The organism is Synechococcus sp. MU1625, from assembly GCF_020514205.1.
In the GTDB taxonomy this organism is placed as follows: Bacteria; Cyanobacteriota; Cyanobacteriia; order PCC-6307; family Cyanobiaceae; genus Parasynechococcus.
Window position 1 is genome coordinate 811,568 of sequence record NZ_VTLA01000001.1, and the last position, 15,012, is coordinate 826,579.

Here is a 15,012-nt window from a genome sequence, read left to right on the forward strand (position 1 = left end):
CGCAACTCCTTAGTTCCAAACGAGTGAGAAGTCCAGTGGCGGAGGCACGGAGCAGCGCTGATGGCAAGCGAAACACCGCGGTCAAGCCATCCGGCTAGCGAACATGGCGGCCTTGATGCTCCTGCCATGCACCCCACCTGGACCGAACAGTGGTGGCCCATCAGCTATGTGCAGGACCTCGACCCTAAAAAGCCGAGTCGATTCACCCTGCTAGAGCGGGATCTGGTGATCTGGTGGGATAAGAGCAAGGAACGCTGGCGAGTGTTCCCCGATGTCTGCCCCCACCGTTTGGTTCCCCTCAGCGAAGGTCGGATCAACGACGAAGGGCTCCTTGAATGTCCGTATCACGGCTGGAGTTTCGATGGCAGCGGCCAGTGCCAGCGCGTGCCGCAAGCGCTCGAGAACACTCAGCCCAACAACCGACGGTCCCGCTGCGCCAGCTTGCCGACAGCGACGGGGCAGGGACTGCTGTTCGTCTGGATGGGTGCCCCCGATGCCGCAGACCCAAGTCAGCTCCCCCTGGTTCCAGCTCTTGAAGACAACCCCGAAAGCTGGACGGTGCAAGACACCTTCCGAGATCTGCCGATGGATGCGGTGACCCTGCTGGAAAACGTGCTCGACGTCAGTCACGTTCCTTTCACCCACCACAAAACCGTGGGCAAGCGGGACAACGCTGCCCCCGTTGAAGCCAAAGTCACCCATGAAGACGCTGATGGCTTCAAAGCGTTCTGGGAGGAGGGGCCTCGCCGGGGCAAGCTCGGCGCCCAGTCCACCTGCTTTCGGGCGCCCCAACTGATGTGGCACGACCTCACCGCCAAGGGGTTTGGCCGCATCCTCACCGTTGTGTATGCCGTCCCGATCCGACGCGGCGAGTGCCGCCTGTTCGCCCGCTTCCCCTTCCAGTTCCAATCCGCGTTACCTCGCGTCCTGATCGGATTGCGTCCCCGCTGGTTGCAGCACATCGCGAACCACAAGGTGCTAGAGGACGATCAGGTGTTTCTGCACTGGCAGGAACGGGTACTGGAGCAGGCCGGCGGTAGCTCCGCCGTGGAGCGCAGCTTTTTTATGCCCACAACGTCAGACGTCTACGTCGCTGCCCTGCATCGCTGGTTGAACGCCAACGGCGGCGAGCCCTTCGCAGGGCAACGCCTCCCACCCAGGCAAACCACAACAGAGCTCATGGATCGGTACCAAAGCCACACCATCCATTGCCGCAGCTGCTCTGCAGCTCTGGCGAACATCCAAAAGGCTCGTCCATGGACCTGGGCGTTGCTCTGGGGCTCCGCCGTTCTTGTTGGCATCGAACAAGGCAACACCTGGAGCAGCGTCGGATTGGTCACCGCCGCAGTGACGGGCCTAGTACTGCGACAGCTCAACCGCTGGGAGCAGGGCCTGACCGTCGGCGACGGCCAGGCCCCCCGCAACCGCTAATCAGAGCCCTGGAACAGGAAGCAAGGTCGGTTTCACCTTGCCCTCAATGTCGACCTTGCCGCCGATGGTGACTTTGTTGTCGACAGACACATCGGCTCGAACAGGGAGCGGTTGATCCGCCTTAACGGACACCTCGCCGTCAAGGCCACTGACCCGTGCATCGGCATTCACCGTCACCGCCCCCGCAATCGATTTCACCGACACGGGACCTTCAATCGCAAGGGGGGCATCTCCGGAGATGGTCACCTGCTCCTGCACCACCACCGGTAAAGGCGCATCAGAGCGGATGGTGACACTGGGCGGAAGCACCAGCTTGTCCACCTGCAATCCACCTTCAATGGAGATAGGAATTGGCCTACTCAGCAGCTTGACTGCCGTGGCCGCCAAAACCAGGCTGGACAGGACGACCGCCGCAGGCCAGCGGTACGCCATCAGCAGATCACGGCTGGACACTGGCATGTGAACAATGACTTGAGCGCATTACAGCGTGTTTGGAGTGAACACGCCCGCCCAGATGCCATCACCACCTCTCGATCGATACATCAAGGGGAATCAGGCGACAGATAAATTCATAAAACCATCAAACAAGAGCAACTTTTGAAGGCTTGGAAGTGCCAGGTTAAAACTATTAATTGAATCCCTTTTAAACACAATCTTGCCCAGCAAACCCATCACGACTCCCGAAACAAACTAAGCCGCTAGGCAATGAAAATGCCAGGAAGCATCACTAGAGCTAGCATAGATTTGATCGCAAACCAGTGATGACGCTTTATCTCTATGGCGGCCCCAAGACCCGTGCATCGATGCCAAAATGGTACGCAGCAGAAAAAGGTATTTCCTACAATTACGTCAACATTGACCTGGCAGCTCGACAAAATCTTGATCCGAGCTATTTGGAGGTGAATCCTTTCGGCAAGTTACCTGCCCTTAAAGACGACAGCAATGGTTTAGTGCTGTTTGAGTCAGGCGCCATTCTTCAGTATCTCTCCGAGAATTACACCAACGAAGTCAAAGACCAGGCAACACGCGCCTCCATCATCCAGTGGATTCTTTTCGCCAACTCCACACTGGCGATAGCTTTATTTGTTCCCTCCAATAAGGAGCGGGAGTTTCCAAGACTTATGGCGACACTGAATGACCTCTACAGCAAGAAAAAGTTTTTGGTGGGGGATTGCTGGACTGCCGCCGATTGTGCAGTCAACGCATATCTCGGCTACCTCCCCATTTTTTATCCCAACGAAGATCTCTCAGCCTATCCAGAAATCCAGTCCCTCAATGAGCGGACACGCTCCAACCAAAATTACAGACTGATCATGGGCCTTTGATCCAGCCTGATCTGAGGTTAACTTGTTAGCGCGGTAGCAAAACTCAAACTTCAAAACCAGCAAAACATTCACCCCAGAGCCTAAAGATTAAGAAGCAATATGAGATCTACATGATTACAAAATCACCCAATAACAAATTCAAAGCTGGTTACTGACCACACCAGACCCATCAACCTGCACGACATCCTTCAGCGTTCGACTCTGGGCCCAACCAAGCACAGAACAAAAGAAAGGCACACGGTGCCGCCCTCAAGGTATTCACCTGAAACTCCAGCCAGATGATTGATTGCGTTCAAATATTCCAAAATTTGGATCTACCAAGGTTCCGAAGACAATCACCCAATGTCAAAGCTTCTATTGATCGTCTATGGCGTGCATTCAACCAACCCGCTTCTACCGTCAACTCATCACCCCAATCCCACCCAAAAACGATGCCGAGAGACCTCTGCATCGTGATTGGAAACGGTATCTGTCTGCTGTGAGCAGTTTCACCCAGGGCGCTGCTTAGTCTTGCCAGATGCGCAACTCCTTCTTCGACCAGAGCCTGGATGCCGGAGCGATACGGCGGCGTGTGCAGGAGCTGTCGAACGGCAAGGTCGGCTTCTACAGCGTCGGGCTCTACCCCGCGTCGCTGGCATACAACTGCGCCATGCAAAACGCAGAAGGGCGTCTGCTACTCGCCCCTCGTCCTGGCCGGGACCTGCTGGGAGCCTTCCCCAGAGAAACGATTGAAAACATGGACGACGAGCACGTGGAGACCGTGCTCGAGATGGGTTGCCATCGCAGCGGCGGTGAGCTTGTGGCCAACACCCTCAGCGATCTCATCCAGCGCTGCGACCTGGTTGTGCTCAGCGCCAACAGCAATCACATCGAAGAAGATCTCCACGAAGCCTGTCGTTTACGGCAAGAGCTCAATCGAGACCAAGTGGTGCTGGCCTGCCTGGCGGGGTCCTTCAGCCATGACCCGATCAACAACAGCGCCTATGTGCTCTGTGAGCAACAACCGGAGCTCGCTTTCTTCTCCGGCTTTCACCGCCATGGAGCTCTACGCAATCCCTTCGACAGCTTCACCGCCAACTTCTGCCATCCCAACGCCCTAACAGCGATGTTGGGTGCCCAGCTGATGGATCAACTGTCCCCCAACATCCAGGTCTCCGCTGGTGTTCACAACGTGGAGGGGCAGTTCATCAAAGCCGCCAAAAACATGGCGTCGGTGTTTGCCGGTTTCGGCTATGGCTTCCATCAGGACAACCCAGGTGTGTTGCCAACGCTCCTAACCCTGCTTCTGAACCAGTGCCTGGATCAGGCGGCCACCGTGTCCATGGCACGACCCGACCGGCAACGGCTGTACCACCGTCAGCCCTTCCCTCTAACAGAACTGGGCTACGCCGTACCAAGAATTGAATCCACCCTGGTGCGCGACGGCGACTTCGAGCGGGTACGGGACCACACCTTCAGCCAGCTCACGGCCATGGTGGCTGATGTGCGCGGCAGCATGATGCTGCCCGTCTCCGGTAGCCCAACCCGTAATTTCCAGGCCGGCCAAGTGATGGCACAGGAGATGCGCGATCAGGGCCGCTGTCCTCATTCCATGGAGGAGTTGGAACAGTGGTGTGAAGCCGCAGGCCTGCGCAAAGGCGGACTAGAGGGTTTGAAATCTCTGCGGTATTGGCCTCAAATCGCCCGCAAATACGCGATCCCAGCCCACGACGCTTCCATGGTGAATCTGCTGTATATGGCGATTTACGGGCGTGCTGGCGTCAAGGACACCGCCTACCGGGTAATGACGGAAAGCCGGGAACTCTCCAGCTACTGCCAGGAATCAGTACGACCTAGCCACAGCCGTCGGTATGCCGAGGCTCTGCAAAACCTGGAGGTGCCTAAAGCTCTAGACCTCGTGGTGAATGCCGTCATTGCGGACAATGCCAATCAGGCCATGCGCAAAAAGATGGCCCTCGACGAGAACGGTGAGACCGGAACACCGGCCTACCTGCAATTGATGGACGTCATCGAAAGCCAGCTCAAAGCCTGAGTCGGCTTCTGTTCTGCACACCTGAACGGGGCAGAACGCAGGAAGCGCGGCAATGTGCGGCTTGAGACCCATGCGACCGTTCATGACCGAGGCCCTGGAAGCCATCGCCGATCGCTTCCATCCTCGCGAGGGGATCAAAGCCATCCGCTCCCTTGGCTCCGGCAACGTCAACGAAACCTTCCTCGTGACTCATGAGGGACAAGACGGCGCCTTCGTCATGCAGCGGCTGAACACGAGCGTTTTCGATCGTCCCGACCTGGTGATGCAGAACCTGCAGGCCCTGGGCGAACACATGGAGCGCCGTCTCGCCTCTCCACCTCCACAACTGAAGGGACGCCGCTGGGAAGTACCCAGAGTGGTTCCCTGTCGGAGGGAAGCCTCCCCCTGGATCGAACAAAACGGCGAGTTTTGGCGCTCGATCACCTACATCGGTGCAGCCACCACCAGTGATGTGATCAGGGACAGTGCCCACGCCCAGGAAGTGGGTTACGGGCTCGGGATGTTCCACCACCTGATCAGTGACCTGCCGACCGATCAACTGGCTGACACCCTGGAAAATTTCCATGTCACACCGGCCTATCTCCAACGCTTCGATGTCGCCGCCGCGGCCACGGGCCGCATGGGCCCTGCCGAGCGTGACGCCTGCGCGTTTGTAGAGCAGCGCCGCCAGGGCGTGGATGTTCTCGAAGCAGCTCTTGCACGCGGCGAACTCCATCACCGTCCCATCCACGGAGACCCGAAGATCAACAACGTGATGATTGACGAGGCCAGTGGTCAGGCCATCGGTCTGATTGACCTGGACACGGTCAAACCGGGACTCGTTCACTACGACATCGGCGACTGTTTGCGGTCCTGCTGCAATCCAGCCGGAGAAGAAACACTCTCCCTGGACGATGTGGAATTTGACATGAACCTCTGTGAGGCCATTCTCAAGGGCTATCTGTCAGTTGCTGGTGGATTTCTGAGTGACTGGGACCTGCACTATCTGCCCCACTGCATCCGTCTGATCCCGATGGAACTGGGACTGAGGTTCCTCACCGATCATCTTGAGGGCGACGTGTATTTCCGCTGCGATCGACCTGGGCACAATCTGCAACGGGCCCTGGTTCAATTCCGACTCACAGAAGCGGTGGAACAACAGTTCAGCGACTTGGAACACCTGGTCAAGCGGCTGCAGCGTCAGAAGGGACCAAGCCACTGAGATGGGTCGTTCTGCAGTGATGCTGCGTCAGGCATGCCGCCTGATCCCCTTTGAACGGTCCATGCCTCCAGGGTTCCAGATCAGCGCCGAGCTCGTCTGGACGCGCGATGGATGGCTGGAACTCAGCTATGGAGTCCTGGCCCGCTCGGCCACAGGCATCAATGCGCTGCGTCTGCCGAGGGATCTGAATGATGGGCCACAACAGGGACATCGCAGGGATGATCTCTGGACCACCACGTGCTTCGAGGCGTTTCTCGCCGCCCCTGGCGAGCAACGTTATTGGGAAGTAAATCTGGCTCCCAATGGGGATTGGGCGGTTTATCGCTTTGATCACTACCGCAGTGGCCAGACCCAGCAAGAGCTCAGCACACCCCCAACGGTGCGGCTGCAACGCGGGGCGCATCAACTGCGGCTGGACGCCAGGATTGCTTTGGAGCCCTGGTGGACGCCAGGGGGCTGCCCAGACCTGGCATTGACGGCCGTGATCGATCGCGGTCAGGACGGTCTGAGCCATTGGGCTCTCTGCCACGGACGCAAGCCGGACTTTCACGACCGCAGCACCTTCCTTACGGCCTGAACCGCACCGGTAGTGTCAGCACAGCGCCCCTGCCTCACCATGCGCAGCCGCAACGTGCTGATTGTCTCGGCTCTCACGGCAACCCTGCTGGGGGGGCTGTGGCTTAAACCGAAACAGCCACGGGCCGAAGCAGAAGCGTTCGTGACCGCACCGGTGGTGACCGCGGCAGTGATGACGGCGCCTGTAGCACTTCCTGCCCAAGCGACCCAACCCAAAACACGAGACGGCAGGCGATACCCCCTTGTGCCAGCCGACACAACCGAACTGGCAACGCTGCTGGCAGCTGTTGAACAGGCGTTACGGGACCCAGCCACGCCGGCCGATGCGCTGCCCGATCTTGGGCATCAACAACAGGTGATCTACCGGGTGCTGTCCACGGAGCAGCCCAGAGCCCAAGCGGTCATCAACGGCCTGCCTCCGCGCTGGCGCAGCGTGGCAGAAAGGCACCTCGCAGCACGGCGCGAATTCGTGCGGATGAGCCGTGGCCGTGGACCGTCCATGCTCCCCGCCTGGCGGATCATTCAACCCGAAGCAGCGGACAAGCTGCTCAGCTACTACCGCAAAGCCGAGGCGGCGACGGGGATTGAATGGGAGGTTCTAGCTGCAGTGAACCTCGTGGAAACCGGCATGGGGCGCATCGATGGCGTCTCCGTGGCCAATGCCCAGGGGCCCATGCAGTTTCTGCCCACCACCTGGGCAGAACCAGGGATTGGCGCCGGGAGCATCCGCGATCCCCACGACGCCATCCAGGCTGCGGCGCGATATCTGGTGCGTCGGGGCGGACTTCAGGACATTCGCCGCGGCCTTTGGGGCTACAACAACAGCGATTACTACGGCCGCGCGGTGCTCCTCTATGCCTCGCTGATGAAGGAGGATCCCGCGGCCTACACCGGTTTGTATCACTGGGAAATCCACTTCAATGCTGCAGCCGGTGATCTTTGGTTGCCGGTGGGCTACAACCAGCCGCAGCGGATCAGTGTTCAGGAGTATCTGCAGACCAACCCCGCCAGCAGATCACCAAACCGGTGAGCATCGACACCTACGCTGAGAACTGGCGTGATCCAGGAAGCGGGTGTCCAAGGAAACCTCCCATCGCGGTGATGAACTGAAAGGTCTCGGATGGTCCGAGATTGATGTGGCTCGCTACATCGAGCTCTGGGAATACCGGCAGCGCTGGGGGGCCATGAATTTGGAACGGGAGGATCGTCTCTTCCTGCGTAAGGCCGAGAAAGCTCTCCCGGCGATTGTGTCTGGAAGGGCTGCGGCCAAGAAACCCATCAAAGAGAAGACCTACTACCGATGGCTGCGCTTCCATCTAGAGGCAATGACCGAGGCCGAGGCGGCGATGGGCCTGACAGAAGGCGAACGCGGTGCCTGGCCCGTGCTGCTGGAGGCCGAACTCCGTCTTCTCGACCATTACGAGCCTGTGCTTGGCTTGCCGGACACGCTGAAGGCCAAAGCCCTCAGCCCAGTGCGTGAAAAGCTCACCGCCCAGGTGGCCGCCCTCGGCAACACCAAGGCCTACGACTTCCAGGCGCCCCTCATCGCACTCAAAGCGGAAGACAGCAGCAACCGGTGGAAGCACCTACGCGAGGTGGATTCCAGTGATCGCACCTACCCCCTGCTCAGTGCCGACGGCGTGGCTGGATTCCGCAGCGAAGCCCACCGCGACATCCAGGCAGTCATTCGCAGCACATTCCCTTCTCTGGCGGAAACCGACAAACCTGAGCTCGCTGACGACTAGAACAGGGGCAGTGCCCAACGCCGAGGACGATGTCTCACCGCTTCGAGACCCTGCAGCTTCATGCTGGGCAATCGCCCGACAGTGCAACCAACGCGCGGGCGGTTCCCATCTATCAGACCAGTTCATACGTCTTCAATGACGCCGAACATGGGGCCAACCTCTTCGGTCTAAAGGAATTCGGGAACATCTACACCCGACTGATGAATCCGACCACAGACGTGTTTGAGAAACGCGTTGCCGCCCTCGAAGGCGGAGTGGCAGCTCTAGCAACCGCCTCAGGGCAGTCGGCTCAGTTTCTTGCGATCACCAACTGCATGCAGGCGGGAGACAATTTCGTCTCAACGTCGTACCTCTACGGCGGCACGTACAACCAGTTCAAGGTGCAGTTCCCGCGGCTGGGAATCAACGTGCGTTTTGCAGAAGGCGACGACGTCGCAAGCTTTGCGGCACAAATCGACGACAACACCAAAGCGCTTTATGTCGAAGCGATGGGCAATCCCCGCTTCAACATCCCCGATTTCGAGGGCCTTTCAGCGCTCGCCAAAGAGAAAGGCATCCCCTTGATCGTTGACAACACATTGGGCGCCTGTGGTGCTCTACTGCGACCGATTGAGCATGGCGCCGATGTGGTGGTGGAGAGTGCCACCAAATGGATCGGGGGCCACGGCACCAGCCTCGGGGGCGTGATCGTGGATGCCGGCACCTTCAATTGGGGCAACGGCAAGTTCCCGCTGATGAGCCAGCCCAGTGCGGCATATCACGGTTTGGTGCACTGGGATGCCTTTGGCTTCGGCAGTGACGTCTGCAAGATGCTTGGCCTGCCGGAAGACCGCAACATCGCCTTCGCGCTGCGGGCCCGGGTGGAAGGTCTGCGGGATTGGGGTCCGGCCGTCAGTCCGTTCAACAGCTTCCTGCTGTTGCAGGGTCTAGAAACCCTGAGCCTGCGCGTGGAGCGCCACACCGAAAACGCCATGGCTCTGGCCACTTGGCTGGATTCGCATCCCGCCATCACCCATGTGAGCTATCCCGGCCTGGAGCACGATCCTTACAACGCTGCCGCCAAGAAATACCTGACAGGACGGGGCATGGGATGCATGCTGATGTTCTCCCTCAACGGCGGCTATGACGATGCCGTGCGCTTCATCGACAGCCTCAAGCTGGCCAGCCACCTCGCCAACGTGGGCGATGCGAAAACGCTGGTGATTCATCCCGCGTCCACAACCCACCAGCAACTCAGTGAGGCTGAACAGGCCTCTGCTGGCGTCACGCCCACGATGGTGCGGGTCTCCGTCGGACTCGAACACATCGACGACATCAAGGCCGACTTCGAGCAGGCCCTCGCCGTTCTCAGCTGAATGCCGACACAGCCCCCATGGCGTTGATCCTTCCTCGCAGCTACCACAAAATCGCGGAGGTTGAACGCAACCGGATCTCCTGGATTGAGCCTGAACAGGCCGAACGCCAGGACATCCGGCCCCTGCGTATTGGCATTCTCAACATCATGCCGCTGGGCAAGCAGTACGAGTTCAACCTGCTGCATCCGCTGGGCCTTTCGGTGCTGCAGATCGAACCGATTTGGATTCGACTCAACTCCCATGCCTACAAAAGTTGGGATCAGAACCATCTCAACCAGCTGTATGTGAGCTGGGATGAGGCCTTGTCCCAGGGTCCCCTTGATGGCCTGATCATCACCGGTGCCCCCGTGGAGCACCTGCCCTTTGAACAGGTCAGTTACTGGACAGAGCTGGTCAAATTGATCGAGGAAGCGCGACAAACTTGCGCCAGCACCCTTGGCCTGTGCTGGGCCGGTTTCGCCCTCGCCTACCTGGCTGGCGTCGACAAGGTTTCGTTCCCGCAGAAACTGTTCGGGATCTACCCCATGCGCAGCCTGGTTCCTGGTCATTCCTTAATGGGCACCCAAGACGATGATTTCGTCTGTCCCCAAAGCCGTCATGCAGGGCTGCCGGACGCTGCCATGGAAGCCGCGCAACGGGATGGACGTCTCCGTCTGCTCGCCCACGGCGAGCAGGTGGGCTACACCATTTTCGAGACCCCGGATCAACGCCAGCTGATGCACTTGGGCCACCCCGAATACAACGTCGGGCGAATCGTCGGAGAAATGGAACGTGACCGGGCCCGGGGTGATGTTCCCCCGCCCGAGAATTTTGATCCCGCCCGTCCCCAGACTCTCTGGCGGTCCCATCGGAACCTTCTGTTCCAACAATGGCTGTGGTTCTGCTACCAGCGGGTCAGCCTTAGGGCCTGAGCTGCGTTAGGTCAAACCCAATAGAAACGCAGACAACAAGCCGAGGTAGGTGCCGATTAAGTAGCCCAGCAGACCGATGGCTACCCCAGGCATGGCAAGCGCTGGGCGGTTGAGGGATGTTGCCAGGGCCAGAGCAGTGCTTGGGCCACCGATGGCTGCCTGGGATGCCACCAGAGATTCGACCAGAGGCCAACGTTGCCAGGAACGCAGCACCAACAACAGAACCCCCTGAACAGCAACAATCCAGACGGCATATAAAAAGACAGGCCATCCAGAACCAAACAACCCGGTCAAGGGAGAGCTGAGTCCAATCACAGTGAAGAAAGGTTGGATCAACAGCAAGCCAAGCCCGTAGCAACCCGAGCGCAAAGACGCACCAGGGAGCTGGGCAGCGATCAACGCCGTCGTGGTCAGCACCAGGATGGATGGACAGTCACTCCAACCCCGCTGAATCAGAGCCGTCATCAACTCCGCTGTGCACAGAACGGCACCGCCCCAGAGCAGTGACCACAGGACCCGGGAACCATCAGATCGCGATGGCGCATCGAGCTCGTCTCGATGCAACTGGGGGGCAACGGACTCCACCTCTTTCCCCCAACGACGACCGATCAGGATGCTGAGGCCGAACCAAGTGGCAAAGACCACATGATCCGCTGCCGTGGCCAAGAGGAGCAGTGGCTCCGGCGGCTGAAGGGTGCGGGCGACGGATACAAAGTTGAGGCTTCCTCCCGTGAAAGTGGCGGTGTAAATGCCTGCAAGAACAGTGCTGTTGCCCAAAAGCCAGGGCTTGAGCAAAACAGCCCCGAGCAGAACGGCGAGCAGCGTCGCCACCACAGCCACAACAAAAGGAGCGAAAAGACGCTGAGCCTCTGGCCAGATCCGTCGCAGATCAACAGCGAGCAGGAGCTGCGTGATGGCCAAGGACGTCAGCGGACCGCTCACCCAATTCACTGCAGCTGTTTGCGGCTGCCAACCGGTGACATTCGTCACCAGAAATCCGATCAGCAGAACCACCATCGTGGTTCCGAGCTGGCGTCCAATGCCTGTCGAGCGACTGATCCACCATCCCGTCAGGGTGAGCCCCAGAACTCCAACCAGCGACACCACCATCGCGAGCTTTAAACCGTACGGTTAGGGGTTGTTTCGAGGGTTATTGAAGACTCAAGAGGAGAAGACTCAAGAGGAACGGAATCAGGACGCTGAGCGGACTTACGGTTGAGTTCCCGCTCCAGCGAGGCAATGCGCCTTTCACGAAGACAGTGGCGGCATCCGCCCAAGGTTTGGAGATGCTTTTCCGGCGTGATTGTGATCAGTTGAACCGGATGTTCTTTGCAGCGGATTTGAACAGGGCTCTTGTAACTACGCCAGCGGATCAGGCTGTAGTCGAATTGATCACCAAAACGCTGAACAGCGCGCTTGAGGAATTCTTCTTCAGTGATTCGGGCTCCCATGCATTCGAATGTATGGGACAGTCTCGAGATGGAACCGACCTCGTCATCCGACGTCACGAATGAACGTCAATCCGGCCGCTCCCGAAACGGAATGGTCCCTGCAAGAGGGGTGGCTCCAGGCAAACGAAGCAAGGCGCTGGCAAACGCTGCTTGAACAACAGCTCCTCTGGCAACAGCCAATCGTGCAGGTCTATGGCAAGCGTCATCCAGTCCCCAGGATGACGGTGTTTCTTGCCAACGAAGGCATTCAATATCGCTATAGCGGTGCCGTTCACAAGGGCTGTGGTTGGCCCGAATGGTTCAAGCCATTGCTGATTCAGGTCAATGCAGCCTGTGAGAGCGAGTTCAACGGATGTCTGCTCAATCTGTATCGCCACGGGGACGACCGCATGGGATGGCACGCTGATGACGAACCGGAGATTGATCAACGGGCTCCGATTGCCTCCCTTTCACTCGGGGCGACACGCGATTTTCAGCTCCGCCATCGCAGCACTCCCCAACGCCGGATATCGCTGCCTTTGGCCGATGGTGATCTGCTCGTGATGCACCCGGGGTGTCAGAGCCAATGGATGCACAGTGTTCCGCAACGGCGAAAAGTACAAACCACGCGCATCAATCTCACCTTTCGCCGTTTTCAAAACTGAGATCGCAGCAGCACACCCCAAGCAGGCGCCGTGACCAACGCCAGCAGCGTGCTCCAAAACACCAGACCTGCAGCCCGCTCCTGATCAACCCCCACAGACTCCGCAATCAACAGCAGTGAGATCGCCGTCGGCGCGGCCCCCTGCAGCGCAACCGCCTGAACCATCAGCGGATCGAACCGCAGCAGAGATGCAAGCAGCAGCAGCAGCAACGGATAAAGCAGGAGTTTGGCTACCAGTGGCCTCAGCAGTTGCAACGGTCGGGCCGATGGAGTGATTCCCTTGCGATGGATGCTGCCCAGGCGCATGCCCACCACCATCAGAGCCAGCAAGATCACCAAGCGGGAAGGCCACCACAAAGCGTCGGTTACCAGCTCAGACCAGGGGGTCGCCTGAATCAGCAATGCACCGATCAGCCCGCGGGTCGCTGGGCTCGCCGCAACGCTGCTCATGAGACCGTGCAGCCTTTTAGAACCGTTGACCCGCTCACCGATCAGCAGCGGACCAAGACTCCAAGTCAGCAGTGTCGCCCCAAGGTCGTAGCCAATGCTGATAGAGAGGGCCTCATCAGGCAGAAAGGCCAAGGCCAGAGGCACTCCGAAATAGGCCGTGTTTCCAGTGCAGCTGCCCAACCGCAGCGTTGGAGAGACCAGCTCAGCCAATCCCGGTAACCGCGACGCCCCCACCAGCACAAGGCCCATGGCCAGCACCGCAATACCCGCTGCCTGCAACATGTCGCCGCTCAGGCCACCCTTCAACAGCAGGCCCATCACACTGATCGGTACCCCAAACCTCACCAACGGTGTGGCCAAGCGGGCGGCGAGGGTTTCATGGCGTCCTCCAGCCCAAAACCCGATCAGCAGGGAAGGCGCAAGCTCCAGCAAAAACCGAAGCATCGGCACATCCGGATCAAATCACGACCCTAGAAAGCTGAGGCAGCTGACGCATCAGACCAAAACCGTTCAATCGCGCAACAACGACAGCTTGAACGACAAGCAGATTCCATGAAGACGCCGTCCTAATTCACCCACGAACGCGCCTAATCTGCATTCCGGCATGTCGCGTGAACCCAGCTGATGAATCCAGCTTCACGCCATCGCATCGTGCGTAGCGACAGTACGGAGGACCGCCTGACGCGGCAACGTTTTGACAGCTACGACGCTGCATACGATGAACTTGAGCGGTACTACAGCGATTTCTGCTGTTCTGACGATGATCGTGTCGACTACACGATCATCGGTGAGGGTTCAGACAGTCTCCACGACTCGAGCGTGAAACGACCGGTTGAATGATCCTGCCGTAAAACCGCTGCACAGGACTCAATATCACCCAGTCAAGGTTCATAACAAGAAAGCGGTCTCAAGTGTCAGACCACAGAGACGCATCCCTAGATGCCAAAAATCAGGCCACTAAGTCATGAAAATGTTGGGTCAACTGATTGACACCCAGCCAACCAATCAGTTATGAACTAATCATCCAATGAGATGCATTCACAATGCTGACCGGTTCCGAGCTGCTTACAAAGGTCAAAGAACTAGGGGATGTTTCCAAATCCGATCTAGTGAGAGCTTGTGGCTACGTCTCTGACAAGAAAGACGGCGGCGATCGCCTGAATTTCACTGCCTTCTACGAGGCCTTGCTTGAGGCCAAAGGCGTCAATCTGAGCAGCGGCGGTGCTGCAATTGGCAAAGGTGGCCGCAAGTTGAGCTACATCGCCAAAGTGCAGGGCAACGGCAACCTGCTGATCGGCAAGGCCTACACCGCCATGCTGAATCTCGAGCCAGGTGATGAGTTTGAAATCAAACTGGGCAAAAAAGCCATCCGTCTGATCCCCACAGGTGCAGCTGCAGAGCACAGCGAAGCCGCAGACCAAGTAGACGAGTAATCTGCAGATCCATCTTCTGAAGTTTCACAACCTCTTCCAACCCCTCCCATCCATGGGAGGTTTTTTTTTATTGAGGACTGAACAACCAATACGCTCCTGCAGAGATTATGGGGCTGGCACAGCAATGCTTGCTCGGTATGGTGAGCCGGAATGGAGCGACAGCGTTGAAATCCTTCAAGGCAGCTGTCGCTTCGGTCCTGAGCAATACGTTTCTATTTGGTGGTTCAGTTGCCCTCTCGATCCATATTGTGCTGACCTTTTTTCGGATGCATGGTCTGGTGCTGACCCTCGCTTTTGTGATGTTTTGGCTGGTCAGCGTCACCGCCTACTTCCATTGGAAGGGGCATCAGTCGACGCGAACCACATCCAGCAAAGCTCCATTACCTCAAGCCAACAGCAGAAAGGCCGCTGAACCGTGGAGGGAACGACAGTCAGCCTGATGGCTGAAACGAAGTCGCT

16 protein-coding genes are annotated in these 15,012 nt (G+C 58.4%); 12 read left to right on the forward strand and 4 right to left on the reverse strand.

Annotation, left to right across the window (positions count from 1 at the left end):
• The first annotated feature begins 126 nt into the window (after nt 1–126).
• Nucleotides 127–1,431 carry a Rieske 2Fe-2S domain-containing protein gene (locus FZX13_RS04805; protein ID WP_226407770.1) on the forward strand — a complete coding sequence of 435 codons (1,305 nt, stop codon included), beginning with the start codon at nt 127–129 and terminating at the stop codon, nt 1,429–1,431.
• On the opposite strand, the gene FZX13_RS04810 is transcribed toward FZX13_RS04805, so the two are convergent.
• The gene (locus tag FZX13_RS04810; protein WP_226407772.1) at nt 1,432–1,890 is read right to left on the reverse strand and encodes a hypothetical protein; all 459 of its coding nucleotides are present in this window, start codon (nt 1,888–1,890) and stop codon (nt 1,432–1,434) included. It abuts the gene before it with no gap.
• Nucleotides 1,891–2,192: 302 nt separating this feature from the next.
• On the opposite strand from FZX13_RS04810, the gene FZX13_RS04815 reads away from it, so the two are divergent.
• The 8 genes from FZX13_RS04815 to FZX13_RS04850 all read left to right on the forward strand — a co-directional run bounded on the left by FZX13_RS04815 (nt 2,193) and on the right by FZX13_RS04850 (nt 10,576).
• Nucleotides 2,193–2,756 carry a glutathione S-transferase family protein gene (locus tag FZX13_RS04815; protein WP_226407774.1) on the forward strand — a complete coding sequence of 188 codons (564 nt, stop codon included), beginning with the start codon at nt 2,193–2,195 and terminating at the stop codon, nt 2,754–2,756.
• Nucleotides 2,757–3,273: 517 nt separating this feature from the next.
• The gene (locus FZX13_RS04820; protein WP_226407776.1) at nt 3,274–4,788 is read left to right on the forward strand and encodes a hypothetical protein; all 1,515 of its coding nucleotides are present in this window, start codon (nt 3,274–3,276) and stop codon (nt 4,786–4,788) included.
• A gap of 70 nt (nt 4,789–4,858) precedes the next feature.
• Nucleotides 4,859–5,989 carry a phosphotransferase enzyme family protein gene (locus FZX13_RS04825; protein ID WP_226407787.1) on the forward strand — a complete coding sequence of 377 codons (1,131 nt, stop codon included), beginning with the start codon at nt 4,859–4,861 and terminating at the stop codon, nt 5,987–5,989.
• 1 nt (nt 5,990) lies between these two features.
• A complete protein-coding gene (locus FZX13_RS04830; RefSeq protein WP_226407789.1) occupies nt 5,991–6,566 on the forward strand; it encodes a DOMON-like domain-containing protein in 576 nt (191 codons plus the stop codon).
• 39 nt (nt 6,567–6,605) lie between these two features.
• Nucleotides 6,606–7,595, forward strand: coding sequence for a transglycosylase SLT domain-containing protein (locus tag FZX13_RS04835; RefSeq protein WP_226407791.1), 990 nt, complete (start codon nt 6,606–6,608; stop codon nt 7,593–7,595).
• Nucleotides 7,596–7,638: 43 nt separating this feature from the next.
• Nucleotides 7,639–8,310 carry a hypothetical protein gene (locus FZX13_RS04840; RefSeq protein ID WP_226407803.1) on the forward strand — a complete coding sequence of 224 codons (672 nt, stop codon included), beginning with the start codon at nt 7,639–7,641 and terminating at the stop codon, nt 8,308–8,310.
• Between the two features lie 29 nt (nt 8,311–8,339).
• Nucleotides 8,340–9,665 (forward strand): O-acetylhomoserine aminocarboxypropyltransferase/cysteine synthase family protein, encoded by a 1,326-nt coding sequence (locus tag FZX13_RS04845; RefSeq protein ID WP_226407805.1) that lies wholly within the window; start codon nt 8,340–8,342, stop codon nt 9,663–9,665.
• A 17-nt stretch (nt 9,666–9,682) separates the two neighbouring features.
• Nucleotides 9,683–10,576, forward strand: a complete 894-nt coding sequence (locus FZX13_RS04850; protein ID WP_226407807.1) for a homoserine O-succinyltransferase — start codon at nt 9,683–9,685, stop codon at nt 10,574–10,576.
• Nucleotides 10,577–10,582: 6 nt separating this feature from the next.
• Here FZX13_RS04850 and FZX13_RS04855 read toward each other — a convergent pair whose 3' ends face one another.
• Nucleotides 10,583–11,686, reverse strand: coding sequence for a DUF819 family protein (locus FZX13_RS04855; RefSeq protein ID WP_226407808.1), 1,104 nt, complete (start codon nt 11,684–11,686; stop codon nt 10,583–10,585).
• 8 nt (nt 11,687–11,694) lie between these two features.
• Nucleotides 11,695–12,027 (reverse strand): hypothetical protein, encoded by a 333-nt coding sequence (locus FZX13_RS04860; RefSeq protein ID WP_226407810.1) that lies wholly within the window; start codon nt 12,025–12,027, stop codon nt 11,695–11,697.
• Nucleotides 12,028–12,086: 59 nt separating this feature from the next.
• On the opposite strand from FZX13_RS04860, the gene FZX13_RS04865 reads away from it, so the two are divergent.
• Nucleotides 12,087–12,671, forward strand: a complete 585-nt coding sequence (locus FZX13_RS04865; RefSeq protein WP_226407812.1) for an alpha-ketoglutarate-dependent dioxygenase AlkB — start codon at nt 12,087–12,089, stop codon at nt 12,669–12,671.
• Here FZX13_RS04865 and FZX13_RS04870 read toward each other — a convergent pair.
• On the reverse strand, nt 12,662–13,564 hold the full coding sequence (locus FZX13_RS04870) for an AEC family transporter (RefSeq protein WP_226407814.1): 903 nt from the start codon (nt 13,562–13,564) through the stop codon (nt 12,662–12,664). The two genes, FZX13_RS04865 and FZX13_RS04870, sit on opposite strands and share 10 nt — an antisense overlap.
• A 599-nt stretch (nt 13,565–14,163) precedes the next feature.
• Between FZX13_RS04870 and FZX13_RS04880 the strand changes: the two genes are divergently transcribed.
• Both FZX13_RS04880 and FZX13_RS04885 read left to right on the forward strand, forming a co-directional pair.
• The gene (locus FZX13_RS04880) at nt 14,164–14,553 is read left to right on the forward strand and encodes an AbrB family transcriptional regulator (protein ID WP_226407817.1); all 390 of its coding nucleotides are present in this window, start codon (nt 14,164–14,166) and stop codon (nt 14,551–14,553) included.
• 164 nt (nt 14,554–14,717) lie between these two features.
• On the forward strand, nt 14,718–14,993 hold the full coding sequence (locus FZX13_RS04885) for a hypothetical protein (protein WP_226407819.1): 276 nt from the start codon (nt 14,718–14,720) through the stop codon (nt 14,991–14,993).
• Nucleotides 14,994–15,012 lie beyond the last annotated feature (19 nt).

What these genes read in the sequence shown, in the direction of transcription:
- FZX13_RS04805 (WP_226407770.1), top strand. Translation starts at nt 127, where the DNA reads ATGCACCCCACCTGGACCGAACAGTGGTGGCCCATCAGCTATGTGCAG.
- FZX13_RS04810 (WP_226407772.1), bottom strand. Translation starts at nt 1,890, where the DNA reads ATGCCAGTGTCCAGCCGTGATCTGCTGATGGCGTACCGCTGGCCTGCG.
- FZX13_RS04815 (WP_226407774.1), top strand. Translation starts at nt 2,193, where the DNA reads ATGACGCTTTATCTCTATGGCGGCCCCAAGACCCGTGCATCGATGCCA.
- FZX13_RS04820 (WP_226407776.1), top strand. Translation starts at nt 3,274, where the DNA reads ATGCGCAACTCCTTCTTCGACCAGAGCCTGGATGCCGGAGCGATACGG.
- FZX13_RS04825 (WP_226407787.1), top strand. Translation starts at nt 4,859, where the DNA reads ATGCGACCGTTCATGACCGAGGCCCTGGAAGCCATCGCCGATCGCTTC.
- FZX13_RS04830 (WP_226407789.1), top strand. Translation starts at nt 5,991, where the DNA reads ATGGGTCGTTCTGCAGTGATGCTGCGTCAGGCATGCCGCCTGATCCCC.
- FZX13_RS04835 (WP_226407791.1), top strand. Translation starts at nt 6,606, where the DNA reads ATGCGCAGCCGCAACGTGCTGATTGTCTCGGCTCTCACGGCAACCCTG.
- FZX13_RS04845 (WP_226407805.1), top strand. Translation starts at nt 8,340, where the DNA reads ATGTCTCACCGCTTCGAGACCCTGCAGCTTCATGCTGGGCAATCGCCC.
- FZX13_RS04850 (WP_226407807.1), top strand. Translation starts at nt 9,683, where the DNA reads ATGGCGTTGATCCTTCCTCGCAGCTACCACAAAATCGCGGAGGTTGAA.
- FZX13_RS04855 (WP_226407808.1), bottom strand. Translation starts at nt 11,686, where the DNA reads ATGGTGGTGTCGCTGGTTGGAGTTCTGGGGCTCACCCTGACGGGATGG.
- FZX13_RS04860 (WP_226407810.1), bottom strand. Translation starts at nt 12,027, where the DNA reads ATGGGAGCCCGAATCACTGAAGAAGAATTCCTCAAGCGCGCTGTTCAG.
- FZX13_RS04865 (WP_226407812.1), top strand. Translation starts at nt 12,087, where the DNA reads ATGAACGTCAATCCGGCCGCTCCCGAAACGGAATGGTCCCTGCAAGAG.
- FZX13_RS04870 (WP_226407814.1), bottom strand. Translation starts at nt 13,564, where the DNA reads ATGCTTCGGTTTTTGCTGGAGCTTGCGCCTTCCCTGCTGATCGGGTTT.
- FZX13_RS04880 (WP_226407817.1), top strand. Translation starts at nt 14,164, where the DNA reads ATGCTGACCGGTTCCGAGCTGCTTACAAAGGTCAAAGAACTAGGGGAT.